Raw genomic sequence first — 18130 nt, 5'->3', positions numbered from 1 at the left:
CGCGTCTCCTCGGGTTCTGCGGGGTGCTCCCGGCGCCTCGGGTCGAGGCTCGCACGCGACGCTGAGGGCCTGGTCGACGTCGCCGCGTGGCTGCCTCGTGTCGTCTCGTGCGTCGGCTGCGGTCCGCCAAATCCGGCCGCCAGAAGTGCCGGTTCAGGCTTCCGACCTGCACTTTTCTGTCGTACCCCTGCCCTAGGCTCGACGTGTCGACCGGATGGGGAGCGAGGGGAGGGCGTGGTGTCCGAGCTGCTCTCCGCCCTCGACGACGTGACCGAGGCCGACCTCGCCGAGCTGTCCCCTGACGCCCTGCTCGACTTCGTCTCGGGCCTCGTGACCGCGACCAACCGGGTGACTGCCGTCCTCACGTCTGCTGTGCGCGCCGCCGATCGGCGGGAGGCCTACCGCCGCGACGGCGCTGTCTCGATGAAGGCGTGGCTCCGCGGCAGCTGCCGGATGGCTCCCGCCGAGGCGACGGCGACGGTCTCGACCGGCCGCCGGCTGGAGCAGCTCCCCGCGACGGCCGCGGCGTTCGCCGAGGGGGCGATCAGCGCGACTCACGCGCGGGTCATCACCCGCGCCATGACGCCTGGGCGGATCGCCAAGGCGGCAGACGCGGGGATCGATCTCCACGAGACCGACTCGATCCTGGCTGATCTGGCCCGGGCGACGGCTCCGAACGAGACGGCCCGCGGTGTCGCGCAGTGGGTCGCCGGCGTGGATCCCGACGGCACCCTCGAGGACGCCGCCGACACGCGGCGCAGGTTCACCATGGCCTCCGGCCTCGGCGGGCGGGTTCACCTCCGCGGCGAGCTCGATGCCGTCGGGGGCGAGTACCTCCGCACCGCACTCGGCGCGCTGATGAACGGCGACCGCCCGGTCGGCGATGCCCGGTCCCACGCCGAGCGGCAGGGTGACGCGCTCGTCGAGCTCGCCCGTCGGTCCTTGGACGCGGGCGGGCTTCCCAGTGTTCGCGGTGAGCGGCCGCACGTGCGCGTGACCATCGACCTGATGGCACTCTGCGCCGAGCGAGGTGCCGCGGGCTCTGCCGGCGGTTCACTGGGGTGGGCAGGACCGATCAACCCTGAGACGGCGCGACGCCTGGCGTGCGACGCGGGCGTGTCCCGCGTCATCACCGGACCGAGCGGGCTGCCGCTCGACACCGGTCGAGAGCAGCGTGCCCCCAGCGCCGGAATCCGACGGGCGACCGAGATCCGCGATGAGCACTGCGTCTTCGCCGGGTGTGACGCCCCGCCGGAATGGTGCGATTTCCACCATGTCGTGCACTGGGCGCACGGCGGGCCGACGAGCTGCGACAACGGGGCGCTGCTCTGCGAGCGGCACCACACGTCGTGTCACGAAGGCGGATTCGGCATCGCACGCGATCCCGGCACCGGCCGTTGGCACACCTACCGGCCGGACGGAACCGAGATCCTCAGCCGCGCCGGACCCTGACGCGGCAGCGCCTCCCGCCGCCTTGGCTCACCACGACTCGAAGAAGTCCTCGTCCAACTGGTGCAGCGTCACCGTGAGCTCTGGCTGCACGCCGACTCCGTGCCGCGGCATCAGTCGCGCCAACCGGGCGCCGACGATCACGTCGATGCGGACATCGACCCGGTCTGCCTCGGTACGCGCCTGACGAGAAGCTGCTCGTGATGAGGAAGACACCGCAATCGCCTGCGCGTCGTCCCCGTTCTCAGTCGTTCCGCCGGTCGCGACGGGTGCTCAGCCGTGCCGTGACGGGCTCATGACTCTCGGTCTGGTCAACCCGCGCGCGGCGAGTACATGATCACCGCGACGCCCACCAGGCAGATCAGCGCGCCGACGACGTCGTAGCGGTCGGGCCGGAATCCGTCCACGGCCATGCCCCACAGCAGGGACCCGGCGACGAAGACGCCGCCGTAGGCGGCGAGGATGCGGCCGAAGTTCGCGTCGGGCTGCAGGGTCGCGACGAACCCGTAGACACCCAGCGCGACCACTCCGGCACCGATCCAGATCCAGCCGCGGGACTCCCGCACGCCCTGCCAGACCAGCCAGGCGCCGCCGATCTCGGCCAGCGCAGCCAGGGCGAACAGCAGGAGTGACCGGACGACCGTCACTCCTCCACCCGCTCCAGGAACCGACGCAACGTCTCCAGGAAGACCTCCGGCTGCTCCGAGTGCACCCAGTGGCCGGCGTTCTTGATCCGCACGAGGCGGGTCGCGGGGAAGAGGGCGTCCATGTGCGGGCGGTCCTCGTCCAGCACGTAGGTGGAGTTCGCCCCGCCCACCCAGAGCACGGGTCCGTCGAAGGTGGCGCCGTCCGGGGGCTCGGGGAAGCCGCGCAGCTCGCCGAGGTCGCGGTCCAGGAGCTCGAGGTTCAGCCGCCAGCGCCAGTCGGGCCCGTCGCCGGAGCTCTCCCGCGAGAGGCTCTGCAGCAGGAAGCTGCGCACCATCCGGCTGGGGACGGCGGAGCGCAGCGCCTCGTCCGCCTCGGCGCGGCTCGCCAACCCGTCGAGGTCCATCCCCCGCATCGCCTCGATGAACGCGGCGAACGGGGAGGCCTCCTCGTCGGGGTCGTCGGTGCGGCCGCCCTTCAGCGGGTACTCGACCGGCGCGATGTCCACCACGACGAGGGCCCGCAGCAGCTCCGGCCGCCGCAGCGCCAGCTGCATCGCGACCTTGCCGCCCATCGAGTGGCCGACGAGGGTGACCGGCTCCCCGAGGTGCTCCAGCTCGGTGGCCAGCAGCTCGGCCATGTCGAGGTAGTCGACCCGGTCGGTCCAGGGGGAGTGCCCGTGGTTGGGCAGGTCCACCAGGGTCACCCGGTGGTCGTCGGCCAGCCCCTTGGCGATCGTCGTCCAGTTCTTCCCCTGGCCGAACAGCCCGTGCACGAAGACGACGTGCGGGCCGGACTCGCCGATCGTGCGGGTGGCGAGCCGCTCGTCGTCCCCCAGGTCCTCGGCCGTGCCATCTTCCGTCACCCGGCGATTCCACCAGACGTTCCGTCGGTGCCGCCGCTTACCGTGCCGGGGAACGAGGGGAGAGCCATGCCGGGCCGGAAGCGCCGCAGCACCACCAGCCGCACGACCACGAAGAGCCGGACCGCCGCCCGGACCACGACGGCGAGGCGCAGCACCGCGCCCGCGCGCTCGAAGAAGCCCGCACCCGAGACGCCGACGGCCGGCCCGGGCGAGCGGGTGTGGGTGCTCGCCGTGCCCTTCCGCGCCCCCGCTCCGGGAGCGGTCTGGCACGCCGGCCTGCAGGCGCACGTGTGGATCGGCGCGGAGCTGCCGCCCGAGCTCGCGCCGTACGACCCGCCGCCGTACAGCTTCGAGCGCTTCCTCGAGGACGAGCTCAACGAGAAGCCCCGGCCGATCCCGCTGGCCCGGCCGATGACGCCGCGCGAGCAGCAGTGCGACGGCGCCGAGGTGGTCGCCGCGCACGCGGCCGCGGGCGGCCGGGTGTTCCTGCTCGGTGACGACCCGGGCGTGGGCAAGACCGGGACGGCGATCCTCGCGGTGAAGGCGATCGCCGAGCAGCGCGAGGTCCGCACCGTCCTGGTCGTCGCCGACCGGCCGGCGGCGATCACCATCCCGCACTGGACCCGGTCGATCGCCGGGTTCGGCGACGGCGGCCTGCGCTGGTGCGTGACCACGTGGGACCGGCTGGCCAAGGTGTCGAAGCTGTCCTTCGACGTCGTGGTCGCCGACGAGGCGCACATGGTCCGGCACACGACGACGCAGCGCTGGAAGCACTGGAAGGCGGTGTCCGGCGCCGGACGGGCCAAGGGCGCCCCGTTCGTCCTCGCCTGCACCGCCACGCCCGCACACACCCCGCTCGAGCTGCCCTACCTGGCGCCGGAGTTCGCCGTCCGGCACGGGGAGCCGATCCGCGACTGGGCCGACCTCCCGAAGCGGCTCGACGCGCACGGGTTCCACGTGGAACGTGGCCGCTACGGCTGGCAGTGGTCCGACGACGCCGCCGAGCGGCGCACCGACCTGACGCGCCTGCAGTCCTGGCTCACCGACGCCGATCCGCCCGCCACGCTGCACCGCCCGGCTCCCTGGGGGCAGGTGTCGGTGACCGGCACACCCGTCGCACTCACGCCCGCCGAGCGGGCCGCCTACGAGTCGGAGTGGTCGGAGTTCCGGGCGGAGATGCAGCTCGCCCGCCGGTCGCGGCAGAGCGCGAAGGGCCGCGCCGCGATCATGCGGTTCCGGCAGAAGGCCGGGCTGATCCGGGTGCAGGCCACCGTCGACTGGATCCGCGCGCAGGTGGAGGCCGAGCGCCAGGTCGCGGTGTCGGTGGAGTTCGTCGAGACGGCGGCCGACCCGATCCGCGAGGCGCTGCTCGACGCCGGGATCCCCGTCGCGGGGATCTACGGGGGTGCTGGATCAGGGAGGGACGGATCGGGTCGCGGTCTGGGCGACCCCGAGGCCGAGCGGCTGCGCTTCCAGCGGGGCGAGGCCCTGGTGTGCGTGTTCACCGTGACCGCCTCCATCTCGCTGCACGCCGGGGAGCTGCTCCCCGACGGCCGGCCGGCCTCCGACATCCCGCGGGTCGGGTTGTTCCACCAGCCGCGGTTCTCCGGGATCCAGGCGCGGCAGGTCACCGGCCGCACGCACCGCGACGGCAAGGTCTCGCCGTGGCGGATCGCCTTCGCCGAGGACACCGTGGAGGAGCAGGTCGCCCGGGTGATGGTGGAGCGGCTGGCGGTCAGCGGGTCGACCGCCGGCGCCGACACCGCCTCGCTGCAGGAGATCGCCGAGCTGCTCGACGCCGACTGGCTGCCCGCGGCGGCGCTCACCGAGGGCTGACGTCGCCCCGTTCGAGTGCGGCGCGATCCCAGCCGGCCGCATCCGCGGCCACCTCGTAGGTGCGCTGGAGGAAGGCGAGCAGCAGCGCGTCGGGGTCCGGCGCAGTCCGGACCAGCTCGTAGGGGAGGACGAACTCGCCCAGCCCGTCGTCCCAGCGGGCCCCGTCCGGCAGACCGGTGGCGTCGCGGAAGCCGGCCGGCTCCGGGTAGGCGTAGCTGTAGAAGACGCCCTCCTCGCCGGGCGGACCCGGCCAGTAGCCGCAGCTGCTCACCTCGTGCGAGTAGGCCTCCAGCATCACGTGCGGCCCGCAGTTCGGCGCCCCGCCCGGATGCGGGGGAGCGGTACGGCCGGAGAAACGGGTCGTGGCGAGGTCCAGGGCACCCCAGAAGACGTGCACCGGGCTGCTCTTGCCCAGGAACCGGTCGCGGAACTGCGTGAACACCCGCCACATCTGCAGGAGGGCCAGCCAGAAGCGGTGGACGGCATCGGGGTCGTAGCTCGCGTGCGCCCGGTCCTCCGGGAACGGGATCGCTCCGGGGATCTCGACCGGCACGGGCCAGATCGACGTCGCCACGCCGAGCTCGTCCAGGAGCCGCATGACCTCGTCGTGGAACTCGGCCACGGGGCGCGGGCCGAGCGGGATGGATCCCGATCCGCCGGCGGCCGTGACGACGTCCAGCCGGTGATCGACGAAGTCGAGGTCCACCTGGAAGAACGGCCCGGTCGGGTGCGGCATCAGCGACGTGGTCAGCCCCCGCGCCGTCGGGTACAGCGGCACGTTCCACCAGTGGTTGGACAGCCCCGCGTTGGCCATCCGGACCTTCCCGATCACCTGCGTGTAGAGCTGCAGGGTGTCCCGGGTCTCCAGCCAGCCCGCCACCGGGATCGCCGGCCATCGCTCGTTCGAGGGCTGCAGGCCTGCCGTCACGCCGCCCAGCATGCTCCCTGCTGCTCGTCCACGGAGTGCAGGCCTCGACGCGCCCTCCGCGCAGGCAGCGGGTGCCGGGCCAGGGCAGACCGGCCCGCCGCCGTGGCGGGTCAGGCCCCGGGGGTGGCCTGCAGGTCGTCCCGCGGCGTCACGCGATCGGCGCGGAGGGGGTGCTCGTCGGATCCGGTGTCGGTCCACTCGACCTCCACGACCTGCCCCGCGCGCAGATCGCCGCCGGCGCTGGGATCGAGCACGGCTGCCTCCACCCAGCAGTCGCCCGGGAGGTCCGGCGCCTCGACCAGACCCTCACCCCGGCCGCCGTCCCACCGGACGACCGTGCCCACGCTCGTGCCGTTCGTCGCCATCCGTCCACAGTGCGCGGGCCGGCCGGCCGCGGCAAGGCGTCGCCGGTCAGCCGAGTCGCTGCGCCACCCGGACCGCGCCCGGCCCGCTGAGCTCGTCCGCGACCGCCGCCCGGCCGGCGACGGCCATGAGCAGGGCCTCCCCGGTGCCGTGCACCTCCGGGCCCCGGCCGAAGGCCCAGTCCAGATCGGTCGCCACCAGCCGCACGTAGCGGACACGCAGCACGCCGAACAGCACCGGGGAGAAGAGGGCGGTCCGGAGCGCCGGGACCAGCCGGTCCGCCGGGATGGTCCGCGGCTCGTCCAGCGGGCGCCGGATGTCCTGCTGGTGGATGAGTCCGTCGGTCAGTGCGATCGCACCGCCCATTCCTGCCGTCAGGCCCGTGGGTGTGAGATGGGCGCGGAGCAGTTCGACGAGCTCGGCGGGGCTGCGGGGTGTCTCCTGCAGACCGATGGCGTTCGAGCGGTCGACGCCGAACCGCCCGCGCGCGAAGCGGGCCGCCAGCTCCCGCGGGCCCAGCTCCTCGTAGCTGAGCACGTGGGTGACGACGTCCTGCACGGTCCAGCCCTCGCACAGCGACGGCGCCCGCCACTGCTCCGGGGTGAGCCGCTCCACCAGCTCGAGCAGGTCCTCGCGCTCGGCGCGGGCCCGCGCGATGAGGTTCATGCGCCGGGACCCTAGGGCCGATCGCCGCCCGTGTCGCCGGCGGGCGGGCTACTCCCCCGTCCGACCGTCGATCGACTCCCGGATCAGGTCGGCGTGCCCGTTGTGCCGGGCGTACTCCTCGATCATGTGCACCAGGATCCAGCGCAGCGTGGGCCGGCTGTCGTCGTCCCAGGGCGGCACGGTGGCCGCTCGCGCCAGGCCACCGTCGGCCAGCGCCTCGGTCACCGCCGCGCGAGCCCGGTCCACAGCTGCGTCCCAGAGGGCCCGCAGGTCCTCGGGCGGGTCGTCGGCCGCGGAGTGCCAGGCCCAGTCGGGGTCGGCATCCCAGTCCACCGTCTCCCACGGTGGCCCGGGGCTGCGGCCGTGCAGCCAGAGGGAGAACCACAGCGACTCCACGAGGGCCATGTGCTTGAGCAGGCCGCCCAACGTGACCGTCGAGGGGGCGATCGAGAACCGGAGGCCGTCCGCGTCCAGGCCGGCGGTCTTCCACGCCAAGGTCGCGCGCTGGAGGTCGAGGAACCCGAGCAGGGTGGCGGCCTCGTCGCCGTCCAGCGGCGGCTGGGGCCGTCCGTGCTCGTCGACGACGCCCACCGCCGGCCTCAGCCCTGGGTGCCGTGGGACGAGGTGCCCTCGCCGTCGGAGGAGATCGGCACCCGGGTGACCCCGTCGACGCCGCCGGCCCCGCCGAGCCGGCGCAGCAGCGCGCCGACGTCGATGCCGGTGAGGTCGCCGGACAGCTGCAGCCCCTGGGCCACGTTGGCGGCGACCGACTTGCCGAGCGCCCCGGCGCCGTCGGAGGAGATCACGGTCATCTTCTCCACCGCCGACAGCGGCGCGGCGGCTGCGCCCACGACGTCGGGCAGCACCTTGACCAGCATCTCCAGGATCGCCGCCTCGCCGTACTTGGCGAAGGCGTCCGAACGGGCGTCCAGCGCCTCGGCCTCGGCCTGCCCGCGGGCGAGGATCGCGGCCGCCTCGGCGGCGCCCTCCCGCTCGACGGCGTCGGCGATCGCCTGGCGGCGCAGCTTCTCGGCCTCACCCCGCTTGGCGCCCTCGATCGCCTCCGCCTCGGCCAGCGCCGACCGGCGGGCCCGCTCGCCCTCACCGGAGAGCTTGGCCTGCTCGGCGGCGGCCTGCGCGGCGGCGATCGTGGCCTGCCGCTGCGCCTCGGCGGTGAGGATCGCCGAGTTCTTGCGACCTTCCGCCTCCTGCTCGACCTTGTAGCGCTCGGCGTCGGCCGGACGGCGCACCTGGGTGTCGAGCTGGCGCTCGGTCAGGGCTGCCGTCCGCTCGGCCACCTTCTCCTGCTCCATGAGGATCGCCTGGTCCTGCGCGGCCTGCGCCAGCGGACCGGCGGCCGCCGCCCGCGCCGTCGCCGCGTCGGTCTCGGCGGTGATCTCGGCCTGCTTGAGCGCCAGCTGTCGCTGGGAGATCGCGATCGCCTCGTCGGCCAGCAGCTGCTCCTGCTGGGAGGCCTGGCGGGCGCGCGCCTCGGCGATGCTGGCCTCCTTGAGCACCCGCGCCGCCTCGGGGCGGCCCAGGTCGGCGAGGTAGGAGCCCTCCGCCTGGATGTCCTGCAGCTGGAAGGTGTCGAGCACCAGGCCCTGGCCGGTGAGCGAGGACTCGGCCTCCTCGGCGACGGCGGAGGCGAACGCGGCGCGGTCGCGGATGATCTCCTCGATGGTCAGCCGGCCGACGATCGACCGCAGCGCACCGGCCAGCACCTCCGAGGTGAAGGTGTCGATGCCCTCCTGCTGGTTGAGGAACCGCTGGGCGGCGGCGCGGATGGAGTCCTCGGTGCCGCCGACCTTGACGATCGCGACGCCCTCGAGGTCGCACTTCACGCCCTGCTTGGACACCGCGCCCCGGATGCCGACCGGGATCCGGCGGCTGGAGAGGTCCATCGTGTGCAGCTTCTGGACGACGGGCAGCACGAAGACGCTCGCCCCCATCACGACCTTCTGGCCGGACGAGTCGCGGGAGACCACGCCGGAGGAGCTGGTGACCTGCCGGCCCTGGCGGCCGGTGACCAGGAACGCCTGGTTGGGCCCGGCCACCTTGATCCGGGAGAGCACGAGCAGGACCAGCAGGATGACCAGGGCGGCGATGCCACCGATGGCGTAGAGCAGCGTCACGGGGATTCGCCTCCGGGCAGGTTCTGGGGGGCGGTCGAGACGACCTCGACCGCGGTCTCGCTGAGGGTGTCGACGACGTAGACCGGCGTCCCGGCGGGCAGCGGCGCATCGCTGCGCGCGGAGAACTTGAGCTGCTGGCCGGCGAGCGTCAGCCGCACCTCGCCGAAGCCGGGGCTCGGCACCGCCGAGACGACCACGCCCTGCGCACCGACGAGGTGGTGGCGGGTCAGCGTCGGGGAAGTCGGCATGTCCTTCAGCGCGCGGGAGAGCCGGACGGCTCCCCACGCCAGGGGGACGGCGACGGCGAGCCCCACGGCGAGGGCGAGCAGCGCCTCCACGCCGTCCGGCAGCGTCTCGGGCAGCAGGCTGGTGGCGGCCGCGCCGCCGAACCCGATGCCGCCGAGCAGCGCCGCGACGGCCGGCACGGAGAACGGTCCGTCGGTGTCGACGTCACCGATGCCGAGGTCGCCGAGCTCCCCGACGAACAGCGAGACCAGGAGGACGAGCAGACCGAGGGCACCGATGGCGAGGAAGACCGCTGCCACTGCCTGCGCCCTCCTCGTCGATCGCGGAGCCGCAGCCTGTCAGTTGCGGCACGAGGCGGGCAAGGAAATCCACAGACGGGTGAACCGGGGCCGGACCAGCGCTGTTAGGTTCGGGGTGTACGTGGCACGGGGTGTCCCGCCCGGGACTGAGAACACACCCGCCGAACCTGCTCCAGTTCGTACTGGCGAAGGGATGTCACCGGCATGACAGCCGTGGATCTGCGCGCTGCCCGCGAGGCACTGAGCGCGAACGCACCCCTGGTGCACTGCCTGACCAACACCGTGGTGCAGACCATCACCGCCAACGCCCTGCTGGCCGCCGGCGCCGCCCCGGCCATGGTCGACGCCCCCCAGGAGGCCGGTGACTTCGCGGCGGTCGCCTCCGCGGTGCTGGTCAACGTGGGCACGGTGCACGAGCGAACCGCCGAGGCCATGCGCCTGGCCGCCCGGTCGGCCGGCGCCGCCGGCACGCCCTGGGTGCTCGACCCGGTGGCCGTCGGGGGGCTGGCCTACCGCACGGACCTGGCCGCGGAGCTGGCCGGCCTGCGCCCGACGGTCGTCCGCGGCAACGCGTCGGAGGTGATGGCGCTGGCCGGCGCCGGGGCCGGGGGCCGCGGCGTGGACAGCACCGCCGGCGCCGACGACGCGGCCGGCGCCGCCGCCGACCTGGCGGCACGCACCGGCGGGGTGGTCGCGGTCAGCGGCGAGGTGGACCTGGTCACCGACGGGCGTCGGGTCGTCCGGGTGCACGGCGGGCACGTGCTGCTGACCCGGACGACCGGGGCCGGCTGCGCACTGGGGGCCCTGGTGGCCGCCTACCTCGCGGTGACCGACGACCCGCTGACCGGCACCGTCGCCGCGCACGCGCACGTGGCGCTCGCCGCCGAGCGGGCGGCCGCCCTCGCCTCCGGTCCCGGCACCTTCGCCGCCGCCTGGCTGGACGCGCTGGACGCCGTCGACGGCGCGGCCCTGGCCGGAGCGCAGGTGCGGGAGACCGGATGAGGCCGGCGCCGGACCTGTCGCTCTACCTGGTCACCGACACGGCGCTGTCCCGGCCGCGACCGGTCGCCGACGTCGTCCGGGCCGCGGTGGCCGGCGGGGCGACCGCGGTGCAGGTGCGCGACAAGGACGCCTCCCGCCGCGACCTGCTGGCGCTGACCCGGGCGGTGCAGGCGGCGGTCGCCCACCGGCCCGACGTCCCGGTGGTCGTGAACGACGCCGTGGACGTGGCGCTGATCGCCGGCGCCGACGGGGTGCACGTCGGCCAGGACGACCTGCCGGCGGCCGAGGTGCGGCGCCTGCTGGGCGCCGACGCGCTGCTGGGCCTGTCGGTGGAGAGCGTCGAGCACCTGGCGGCCGCGCTCCGGCTGCCCGCCGGGACGGTGGACGTCGTGGGCCTGAGCCCGGTCTGGGCCACCCCGACGAAACCGGACGCCGGGCCCGGCCTGGGGCTGGACGGGGTCCGGGAGCTTGCCGCGCGGGCACGGGCGGGCGGGCTGCGGGCGGTGGCCATCGGCGGCATCGACTCCGGTCGCGCGGCCGCCGTGGCCGCGACCGGCGTGGACGGGATCTGCGTGGTGTCGGAGATCTGCACGGCCGCCGATCCCGAGGCCGCCGCCCGCCGGCTGCGCGCCGCGTTCGACCGGGCCGGCGCCCGGTGAGGCCCGGCCGCACCCCGACCGCGCTCAGCGTGGCCGGCAGCGACCCGAGCGGCGGGGCGGGCGTCCAGGCCGACCTGAAGACGTTCAGCGCCCTCGGCGTCTACGGCACCGCCGTCCTCACCGCGCTGACCGCGCAGAACACCCGCGGCGTGACCGGCGTCCACCCGGTTCCGGCCGACTTCGTGATCCTCCAGCTGCACACCCTGCTGGACGACGTGACCGTGCACGCCACCAAGCTCGGCATGCTCGGCTCTGCCGCGGTGGTGCACGCGGTCGCCGACGTCCTGGCCGACCGGTCGGCCGGCCCGGTGGTCGGCGATCCGGTCATGGTGGCCACCAGCGGCGACCGGCTGATCGACGACGACGCCGTCGCCGCGGTCCGCAGCCGGCTGCTGCCGCTCTGCGACCTGGTCACGCCCAACGTGCCGGAGGCCGCCGTCCTGCTGGACACCGCGCCGGCGACGACGGTCGACGAGCTGGTGGACCAGGCGCACGCCGTCCGTGCCCTGGGCGCGGGTGCCGCCCTGGTCAAGGGCGGGCACCTCGGCGGGACGGAGAGCGTGGACGTGCTGGTCACGGCCGCAGGTGCGACGGTCACCCGGCGGCCGCGGCTGGCCACGACCGCGACGCACGGCACCGGCTGCACGCTGTCGTCGGCGCTGGCCGCGCTCGCCACCCGGGACGACGGGCCGGCCGACTGGCCGCGGCTGGTCGAGGGCGCCCGCGACTACCTCCAGCGGGCGCTGGCCGGGGGTGCGGAGCTGTCCATCGGCTCGGGCTCCGGACCGGTGCACCACTTCGCCGGGATCTGGCCGGCATGAGCGGGTTCAGCGACCGGGCCTGGGCGGCCACAGCGGGGCTGCGGACGGCGATCGAGCAGCTGGCCTTCCTCGGCGAGCTCGGGGACGGCAGCCTCGACCCGGCGGTGTTCCGCCACTACCTCGAGCAGGACGCCCTCTACCTGGGCGAGTACGCCCGGTCGCTGGCGCTGCTCGCCGCGCGCGCACCCGACGCGGAGGCCGCCGCCTTCTGGGCCTCCTCCGCCCACGGCTGCGGCGTCGTGGAGCGGCAGCTGCACGCCGACCTGCTGGGCGCGGAGCTGCTGGCCGCCGGCGGGAACGGCCGGTCCGCCACGGCGTCCCCGACCTGCCTGGCCTACACGTCCTTCCTGGTCGCGACCGCGGCCACCGCGCCGTACGGAGTGGCGACGGCGGCCGTGCTGCCGTGCTTCTGGGTGTACGCCGACGTGGGCGCCCGGCTGGCCCGGGCCGCCCGGGCCGCCCCGGAGCACCCGTTCCGCCGCTGGGTGGCCGCCTACGACGCCCCGGAGTTCCAGGAGTCCGCCCGCCGGGCGCGCGAGCTGACCGACGCGGCCGCCGAGGCGGCCCCGGCCGACGAGCCGGCGATGCAGCGGGCCTTCGCCCTCGCCACCCGCTACGAGCTGGAGTTCTGGCGGGCGGCGCACGCCCGCGAGGCGTGGTCGCACCCGCTGTGACCGCGGTGTCCGACCCGGCACCGACAATGGCGGTGTGAGGCGGGAGGCGAGCGTGCTGCACCTCGACCTCGACGCCTTCTTCGCCGCGGTCGAGCAGCGGGACAAGCCCTCGCTGCGGGGCCGGCCGGTCGTCGTCGGTGGCGTCGGCGGGCGCGGCGTCGTCGCGACGGCGTCCTACGAGGCGCGCGCGTTCGGCGCCCGCTCGGCCATGTCCACCGCGGAGGCGCGGCGGCGCTGCCCGTCGGGGACGGCCTTCCTGGGTGGCCGGTTCGCCGCCTACCGCGCGACCTCCGACGTCGTCATGTCCCTCCTGCGCGAGCTGTCCCCGCTGGTCGAGCCGGCATCGCTCGACGAGGCCTACGTCGACCTCGCCGCCGACGAGGGCCACGACCTCTCGGTCGAGGGCGTGACGGAGATCGGCCGGCGGCTCAAGGAGCGGATCGCCGCGGCCACCGGGGGAGTGACCGGCTCGGTCGGCATCGGCACCTCGAAGCTCATGGCGAAGATCGGCTCGGACCTGCAGAAGCCGGACGGGCTGGTCGTCGTCCCCCCGGGGCGGGAACTGGAGGTGCTGCACCCGCTGCCGGTGACCCGGCTGGGCGGCGTGGGGCCGGCGACGGCGGAGCGGCTGCACCAGATCGGGGTGAAGACCGTCGGCGACCTGGCCGCCAAGTCGCTGCCCGACCTGGTCGCGCTGGCCGGGCGGGCGCACGGCGCGGGGCTGTTCGCGCTGGCGCGGGCCGAGGACGACCGGGCGGTGGTCCCCGACCGCGGCGTGAAGTCGGTGTCGCACGAGGAGACCTTCGAGCGCGACCTCACCGATCTGGACGTTCTCGGGCGGGAGATCGACTCGATGGCCGCCCGGGTGGCCAAGCGGCTGCAGGCATCGGCGTTCTCCGGCCGGACGGTGACGCTGAAGCTGCGCCGGTACGACTTCACCACGCTGACCCGCTCGCAGACGCTGCCGCACTCGACCGACGACAGCCGCACCATCGCCACCACCGCCCGTCGGCTCCTCGTCGAGGCCGGCACCCAGGGCGGGCTGCGGCTGCTCGGCGTCGGGGTGTCCGGGCTGTCGGTCTACGCCCAGGGCGACCTGTTCGCCGAGGACCTCCTCGGGGAGGCCGACCCGGCGCCCGAGGCCACCGCCGAGGAGGCGCCGGAGGCCGTCCCCGAGGTCGAGCTCCCGGTGGAACGGCGCTGGTGGCCCGGGCAGGACGTCCGGCACGAGGAGCTGGGCGCCGGCTGGGTGTGGGGGCGGGGGCTCGGCCGGGTGACGGTCCGGTTCGAGGGCCCGCGGACGGCGCCGGGGCCGGTGCGCACACTGGCAGCCGACGACCCGCTGCTGACGCCGGCGGACCCGCCCGACTGGTCGCAAGCGGGTGGCGGTCCCCTGCAGGAGGACCGATGACCGCCGAACGCTCCTGGTGGGGGTGGGGCACCACCGACCGGGCCCTGCCGGACGACGAGTGCGTGCAGCTCGCCCGGCTCGTCCCCGGGCTGCCGGACCGCCCCCGCAGCGTGCCGCGCGTCGGGGACCTGGCCCTCCCGCCGTCCCGGCTCGCCGCACCGGCCGCCCTTCCGGTGACGACGGAGCCGGCCGTCCGCGCGGCGCACACCTACGGCAAGGCCTACCGGGACGTCGTCCGGGCGCTGTCGGGCGACCTGGCGGGGGCTCCCGACGCGGTGGCGCACCCGTCGACGGAGGACGACGTCGTCCGGCTGCTGGACTGGGCGGGGTCGGCCGGCGTGGTGGTCGTCCCCTTCGGCGGGGGCAGCTCGGTGGTCGGCGGCGTCGAGTACCGGGGCGACCGGCCCTGGCTGTCGCTGGACCTCACCCGGCTGGACCGGGTGCTGGAGGTGGACGCGGTCAGCCGGGCGGCCCGCATCCAGGGCGGCGCCCTGGGCCCGGTGCTCGAGGAGCAGCTGCGCCCGCACGGCCTGACGCTGCGGCACTTCCCGCAGAGCTTCGAGTTCTCCACGCTCGGCGGCTGGCTGGCCACCCGTGCCGGCGGTCACTACGCCACGCTGCACACGCACATCGACGACCTGGTGGAGTCGCTGCGCGTCGTGACGCCGGCCGGCGTCAGCGAGTCGTGGCGGCTGCCGGGCTCGGGAGCCGGTCCCTCACCGGACCGGCTCTTCCTCGGCTCGGAGGGCACGCTGGGCGTGATCACCGAGGCGTGGATGCGGCTGCAGGACCGGCCACGGTTCCGGGCCTCGACGTCGGCGACGTTCGCCTCCATGGTCGAGGCCACGGCCGCCGTCCGTGCCATCGCCCAAGCAGGCGTCCATCCGGCCAACTGCCGGCTGCTGGACCCCGGGGAGGCGGCGCTGTCCGGGGCGTCGACAGCGGGGGAGTGCGTGCTGGTGCTCGGCGTGGAGTCGGCGGGGTTGCCGGTCGAGGGCCGGCTGGCGGAGCTGACCGGGCTGGCCCGGGACCACGGCGGCGTGGTCGCCGCGGCGGAGGACTCCGCGGCCGGGGCCTGGCGGTCGTCGTTCCTGCGGATGCCCTACGTCCGGGACGGTCTGGCCCGGATGAGCGCGATCGTGGAGACGTTCGAGACGGCGTGCACGTGGGACCGCGTCGCGGAGCTGTACGGGACGGTGCAGGCCGAGGTGGGGGCCGCCGTCCGCGAGGTGACCGGCGCGCCGGGCCTGGTCAACTGCCGGTTCACCCACGTGTACCCCGACGGTGCGGCGCCGTACTTCACGGTGATCGCCGCCGGCCGGCCGGGCTCGGAGGTGGCCATGTGGGACGACGTGAAGACGGCGGCGACGGAGCTGCTCGGTCGGCTGGGCGCGACGGTCACCCACCACCACGCCGTCGGCCGGGACCACCGGCCCGGGTACGACCGGCAGCGCCCCGAGCCGTTCGCCCTCGCTCTGCGGGCCGCGAAGGCGGCGCTGGACCCGGCAGGGATCCTCAACCCCGGCGTGCTCGTCGATGCCGTGTAGAACGGGACCGTGACCGAGCCGAGCATGTGGACGCGGATGATCCAGGAGAACCCGGAGCACTCGATCGCCTACATCCAGCGATTCAAGGATCTCGCCGCGCAGGGGATGGACCTGGCCGGCGAGGCCCGGCTGATGGACGCGATGCTGTCGCGCGGCTCCCGGGTGCTCGACGCGGGGTGCGGAACGGGGCGGGTCTCGGGCTTCCTCGTCGACGCCGGTCACGAGGTCGTCGGGGTGGACGGCGACCCGGCGCTGATCGCCGAGGCGGAGCGGACCCACCCCGGCGGACGGTGGCTGGTCGGCGACCTCGCCGAGCTGGACCTGCCCGCCCGGGGGATCGCCGACCCGTTCGACGCGATCGTGAGCGCCGGGAACGTCATGACCTTCCTGGCGCCGTCCACCCGTGGTGCCGTGCTGGAGCGGCTGCGGGCCCACCTGCGGCCGGCGGGCCGGGCCGCCATCGGATTCGGTGCCGGCCGCGGCTACGAGTTCGACGAGTTCCTCGCCGATGCCCGGACGGCCGGCTGGGAGCCGGACCTGCTGCTCTCCACCTGGGATCTGCGCCCGTTCGCGCCCGGCTCCGACTTCCTGGTGGCCGTCCTCCGCCACGGCTGAGCGGCCTGCCCCCCTTACGACGAGGGTGGGACAGGACCCAGAAGGATCTCTCCGGACTCCGGCACCCGGATGACGTCGACCTCGTTCGCGAGGAAGAAGTCGATCTCCTCCCCGTTCACGTCGGGGCTGATGTTCGTCGTGATGTGGGCCCAGCACTCACCGGCGTCGTAGCCCCAGGCGACGTTCCAGACCTTGCAGCGGCGGCCGTCGCTGAGCTCGACGTCCGCGGGCAAGCCGTCCCGGCCCTGGAGCAGTCCCAGGACCTCGAGGTCGCGAGCGGTCGGCTCTCCCGGCTCGTAGCCCCTCGTCACACCTTCACCGTAAGGCGGGGCGGCCCGAGAGCCGTCGGACTGCTCGGGGTGGCGCCAGGCACCGGATCGCGTCGGCACCGCCGCTGAGCTGCGAAAACTGTCGGTGGTCGTACGTATGTTCGGTTCATGCAGTCGACGGCGCAGGCTCCCTCCCGGGTGGAGGCGCGGTTGGCCGACTGGCTGGGCACCTGCTCGGAGCCGACCCCGGTATTGCCGGTCTCGGCCCTGGATGACGCGCAGGTGGCTGCCGAGCTGGGCCGGATCGAGCGCAACCGGGCGCGGGAGACCGCCCGGGAGGCCGAGCTGATCCTGCGGCTGGCCGCGCTGCGCCCCGACGTCGACGACCCGCCGGCCGGGTCCCGGGGTGGGCGCAGCCGCACCTGGCGGCGCACCGCCCCGGAGTTCGCCGGGGTGAGCGAGTTCTTTCCCGACGAGCTGGCCCACGCCCTGAACCTGGGGCGGGGCACGGCGGCCTTCCGGGCCCGCCGCGCCTTCGTGTGGCAGCAGGGGCTGCCGGCCACGTTCGCCGCGCTGCGCCGCGGCGAGCTCGACGAGCGCCGCGCCGGCGTGCTGGCCGACGCCCTGCAGCACGCCGCCCCCGAGCTGGCCCGGGCCGTGGAGGCCGGGCTGCTGGGCGAGGCGCGGGATCTGTCGCCGGCCCGGCTGCGGGCCCGGGCGCTGGAACTGCTGGCCGAGCTCGACGCCGAGGCGATCGGGCAGCGGCACGAGGAGGCCAAGGCCGCCGCCGACGTGCGCTGCCGCGAGGCCGCCGATGGCATGGCGACCCTGGCCGCGGACATGACGGCGGAGGAGGCGGCGGCCTGCTACGACGTGATCGACCAGCTGGCCGCGATGGCCAAGGCCGACGGGGACCCGCGCCCGATCGGGGCGATCCGGGCCGCGATCATGGGGATGCTCATCCTCCGGCCGGCCGATTGCGGGCTGCCCGGGGTGACGGTGAACCTCGCCGTCACCGCCGCCCTCGACGGCCTGGAGGGCGCCTCGGCCCGGGGCGGGGAGGTCAACGGGTTCGGCCTCACCGCCGCCCATCTGCGCGACCTGCTCACCCGGGTGGGCGCCCTGGGCCTGCCGGCTCCCGAGGGCGGGAGGCTGACCTTCGCCCTCACCGACGCCGACGGCCGGCTGCTGGCCACCGCCACCGGCGCCGAGCTCGCCCGCCTGGCCCGACGGGGCTGCCCCCAGCACCCCCACGGCCCCACCGACGGCGACCCCGCCACCGGCCGCGACGCCACGGGCGATTCCGTTGGCGATTCCGCGGCGGGGTGCGGCTGCCCGGTGCTGGGCATGCCACCGGCCACCGACGCCTACGAACCCACCGCCGCCCAGCACCGGTTCACCAGCACCCGCGACCGACGCTGCCGCACCCCCAACTGCGGGCAACGCGCCGGCTGGGCCGACCACGACCACGTCATCCCGCACGCCGACGGCGGAGCCACCACCTGCACCAATCTCTGCTGCCTGTGCCGCTCCCACCACCGGCTCAAGACCTTCGCCCGCGGCTGGACCTTCCGCATGGACCCCGACGGCACCCTGCACGTGACCAGCCCGTCCGGCATCACCCGCACCACCCGACCACCCGGCCTCCGCCCACCCCCACAGCCGGACCCCGACCCACCACCGGACGACCACCCCGACGA

Annotated in this window: 19 protein-coding genes and 1 riboswitch; of the genes, 10 read left to right on the top strand and 9 right to left on the bottom strand. The window is 75.0% G+C overall.

Annotation, left to right across the window (positions count from 1 at the left end; genetic code table 11):
* Window positions 1-237: 237 nt before the first annotated feature.
* Complete coding sequence (locus tag BM142_RS20010) at window positions 238-1452, top strand: HNH endonuclease signature motif containing protein (protein ID WP_175527381.1); 1215 nt, start codon at window positions 238-240, stop codon at window positions 1450-1452.
* Between the two features lie 308 nt (window positions 1453-1760).
* Here BM142_RS20010 and BM142_RS20005 read toward each other — a convergent pair whose 3' ends face one another.
* Together BM142_RS20005 and BM142_RS20000 are read right to left on the bottom strand one after the other, a co-directional pair.
* Window positions 1761-2096, bottom strand: coding sequence for a YnfA family protein (locus BM142_RS20005; protein WP_092202560.1), 336 nt, complete (start codon window positions 2094-2096; stop codon window positions 1761-1763).
* Complete coding sequence (locus tag BM142_RS20000) at window positions 2093-2959, bottom strand: alpha/beta fold hydrolase (protein ID WP_254791095.1); 867 nt, start codon at window positions 2957-2959, stop codon at window positions 2093-2095. The genes BM142_RS20005 and BM142_RS20000 overlap by 4 nt, the downstream gene beginning before the upstream one ends.
* Window positions 2960-3025: 66 nt before the next feature.
* On the opposite strand from BM142_RS20000, the gene BM142_RS19995 reads away from it, so the two are divergent.
* On the top strand, window positions 3026-4795 hold the full coding sequence (locus BM142_RS19995) for a DEAD/DEAH box helicase (RefSeq protein WP_092202558.1): 1770 nt from the start codon (window positions 3026-3028) through the stop codon (window positions 4793-4795).
* On the opposite strand, the gene BM142_RS19990 is transcribed toward BM142_RS19995, so the two are convergent.
* From BM142_RS19990 to BM142_RS19965, 6 genes are all read right to left on the bottom strand, one after another.
* Window positions 4782-5723, bottom strand: a complete 942-nt coding sequence (locus tag BM142_RS19990; RefSeq protein WP_254791094.1) for a DUF5996 family protein — start codon at window positions 5721-5723, stop codon at window positions 4782-4784. The two genes, BM142_RS19995 and BM142_RS19990, sit on opposite strands and share 14 nt — an antisense overlap.
* A 110-nt stretch (window positions 5724-5833) precedes the next feature.
* Window positions 5834-6088: a hypothetical protein gene (locus BM142_RS19985; RefSeq protein WP_092202554.1), complete on the bottom strand. Its 255-nt coding sequence runs from the start codon at window positions 6086-6088 to the stop codon at window positions 5834-5836.
* A 46-nt stretch (window positions 6089-6134) separates the two neighbouring features.
* Complete coding sequence (locus tag BM142_RS19980; RefSeq protein WP_092202552.1) at window positions 6135-6752, bottom strand: maleylpyruvate isomerase family mycothiol-dependent enzyme; 618 nt, start codon at window positions 6750-6752, stop codon at window positions 6135-6137.
* A gap of 48 nt (window positions 6753-6800) precedes the next feature.
* Window positions 6801-7343, bottom strand: a complete 543-nt coding sequence (locus BM142_RS19975) for a DinB family protein (protein ID WP_092202550.1) — start codon at window positions 7341-7343, stop codon at window positions 6801-6803.
* An 8-nt stretch (window positions 7344-7351) separates the two neighbouring features.
* Window positions 7352-8887 carry a flotillin family protein gene (locus BM142_RS19970; RefSeq protein ID WP_092202548.1) on the bottom strand — a complete coding sequence of 512 codons (1536 nt, stop codon included), beginning with the start codon at window positions 8885-8887 and terminating at the stop codon, window positions 7352-7354.
* Window positions 8884-9432: an NfeD family protein gene (locus BM142_RS19965; protein ID WP_092202546.1), complete on the bottom strand. Its 549-nt coding sequence runs from the start codon at window positions 9430-9432 to the stop codon at window positions 8884-8886. The genes BM142_RS19970 and BM142_RS19965 overlap by 4 nt, the downstream gene beginning before the upstream one ends.
* Window positions 9433-9549: 117 nt before the next feature.
* Window positions 9550-9643: riboswitch (TPP riboswitch) on the top strand.
* On the opposite strand from BM142_RS19965, the gene thiM reads away from it, so the two are divergent.
* The 7 genes from thiM to BM142_RS19930 all read left to right on the top strand — a co-directional run bounded on the left by thiM (window position 9637) and on the right by BM142_RS19930 (window position 16161).
* Window positions 9637-10434, top strand: a complete 798-nt coding sequence (gene thiM / locus BM142_RS19960) for a hydroxyethylthiazole kinase (protein ID WP_092202625.1) — start codon at window positions 9637-9639, stop codon at window positions 10432-10434. It overlaps the preceding riboswitch by 7 nt.
* Entirely contained in the window at window positions 10431-11093 is a 663-nt protein-coding gene (gene thiE / locus BM142_RS19955) for a thiamine phosphate synthase (RefSeq protein ID WP_092202544.1), read from the top strand. Before thiM ends, thiE begins: the two co-directional genes overlap by 4 nt.
* A gap of 29 nt (window positions 11094-11122) precedes the next feature.
* The gene (thiD, locus tag BM142_RS19950; protein WP_305764374.1) at window positions 11123-11914 is read left to right on the top strand and encodes a bifunctional hydroxymethylpyrimidine kinase/phosphomethylpyrimidine kinase; all 792 of its coding nucleotides are present in this window, start codon (window positions 11123-11125) and stop codon (window positions 11912-11914) included.
* Window positions 11911-12588, top strand: coding sequence for a TenA family protein (locus tag BM142_RS19945; RefSeq protein ID WP_092202540.1), 678 nt, complete (start codon window positions 11911-11913; stop codon window positions 12586-12588). The genes thiD and BM142_RS19945 overlap by 4 nt, the downstream gene beginning before the upstream one ends.
* A gap of 34 nt (window positions 12589-12622) precedes the next feature.
* Complete coding sequence (locus BM142_RS19940; RefSeq protein WP_092202538.1) at window positions 12623-13999, top strand: DNA polymerase IV; 1377 nt, start codon at window positions 12623-12625, stop codon at window positions 13997-13999.
* A complete protein-coding gene (locus BM142_RS19935) occupies window positions 13996-15546 on the top strand; it encodes an FAD-binding oxidoreductase (protein WP_092202536.1) in 1551 nt (516 codons plus the stop codon). Before BM142_RS19940 ends, BM142_RS19935 begins: the two co-directional genes overlap by 4 nt.
* A 9-nt stretch (window positions 15547-15555) precedes the next feature.
* Window positions 15556-16161: a class I SAM-dependent methyltransferase gene (locus BM142_RS19930; protein WP_217640815.1), complete on the top strand. Its 606-nt coding sequence runs from the start codon at window positions 15556-15558 to the stop codon at window positions 16159-16161.
* A 14-nt stretch (window positions 16162-16175) separates the two neighbouring features.
* On the opposite strand, the gene BM142_RS19925 is transcribed toward BM142_RS19930, so the two are convergent.
* Window positions 16176-16472, bottom strand: coding sequence for a hypothetical protein (locus BM142_RS19925; protein WP_092202532.1), 297 nt, complete (start codon window positions 16470-16472; stop codon window positions 16176-16178).
* Between the two features lie 126 nt (window positions 16473-16598).
* On the opposite strand from BM142_RS19925, the gene BM142_RS19920 reads away from it, so the two are divergent.
* Window positions 16599-18130 (top strand): HNH endonuclease signature motif containing protein (locus BM142_RS19920; RefSeq protein WP_139228963.1); only part of this gene is annotated, 1532 nt, incomplete at its 3' end.

Origin of the sequence: Blastococcus tunisiensis (genome assembly GCF_900112815.1) — a bacterium.
Lineage (GTDB): Bacteria > Actinomycetota > Actinomycetes > Mycobacteriales > Geodermatophilaceae > Blastococcus_B > Blastococcus_B tunisiensis.
Note: the sequence above shows the minus strand (reverse complement) of the source record. Positions and strands in the feature narration are given on the sequence as shown.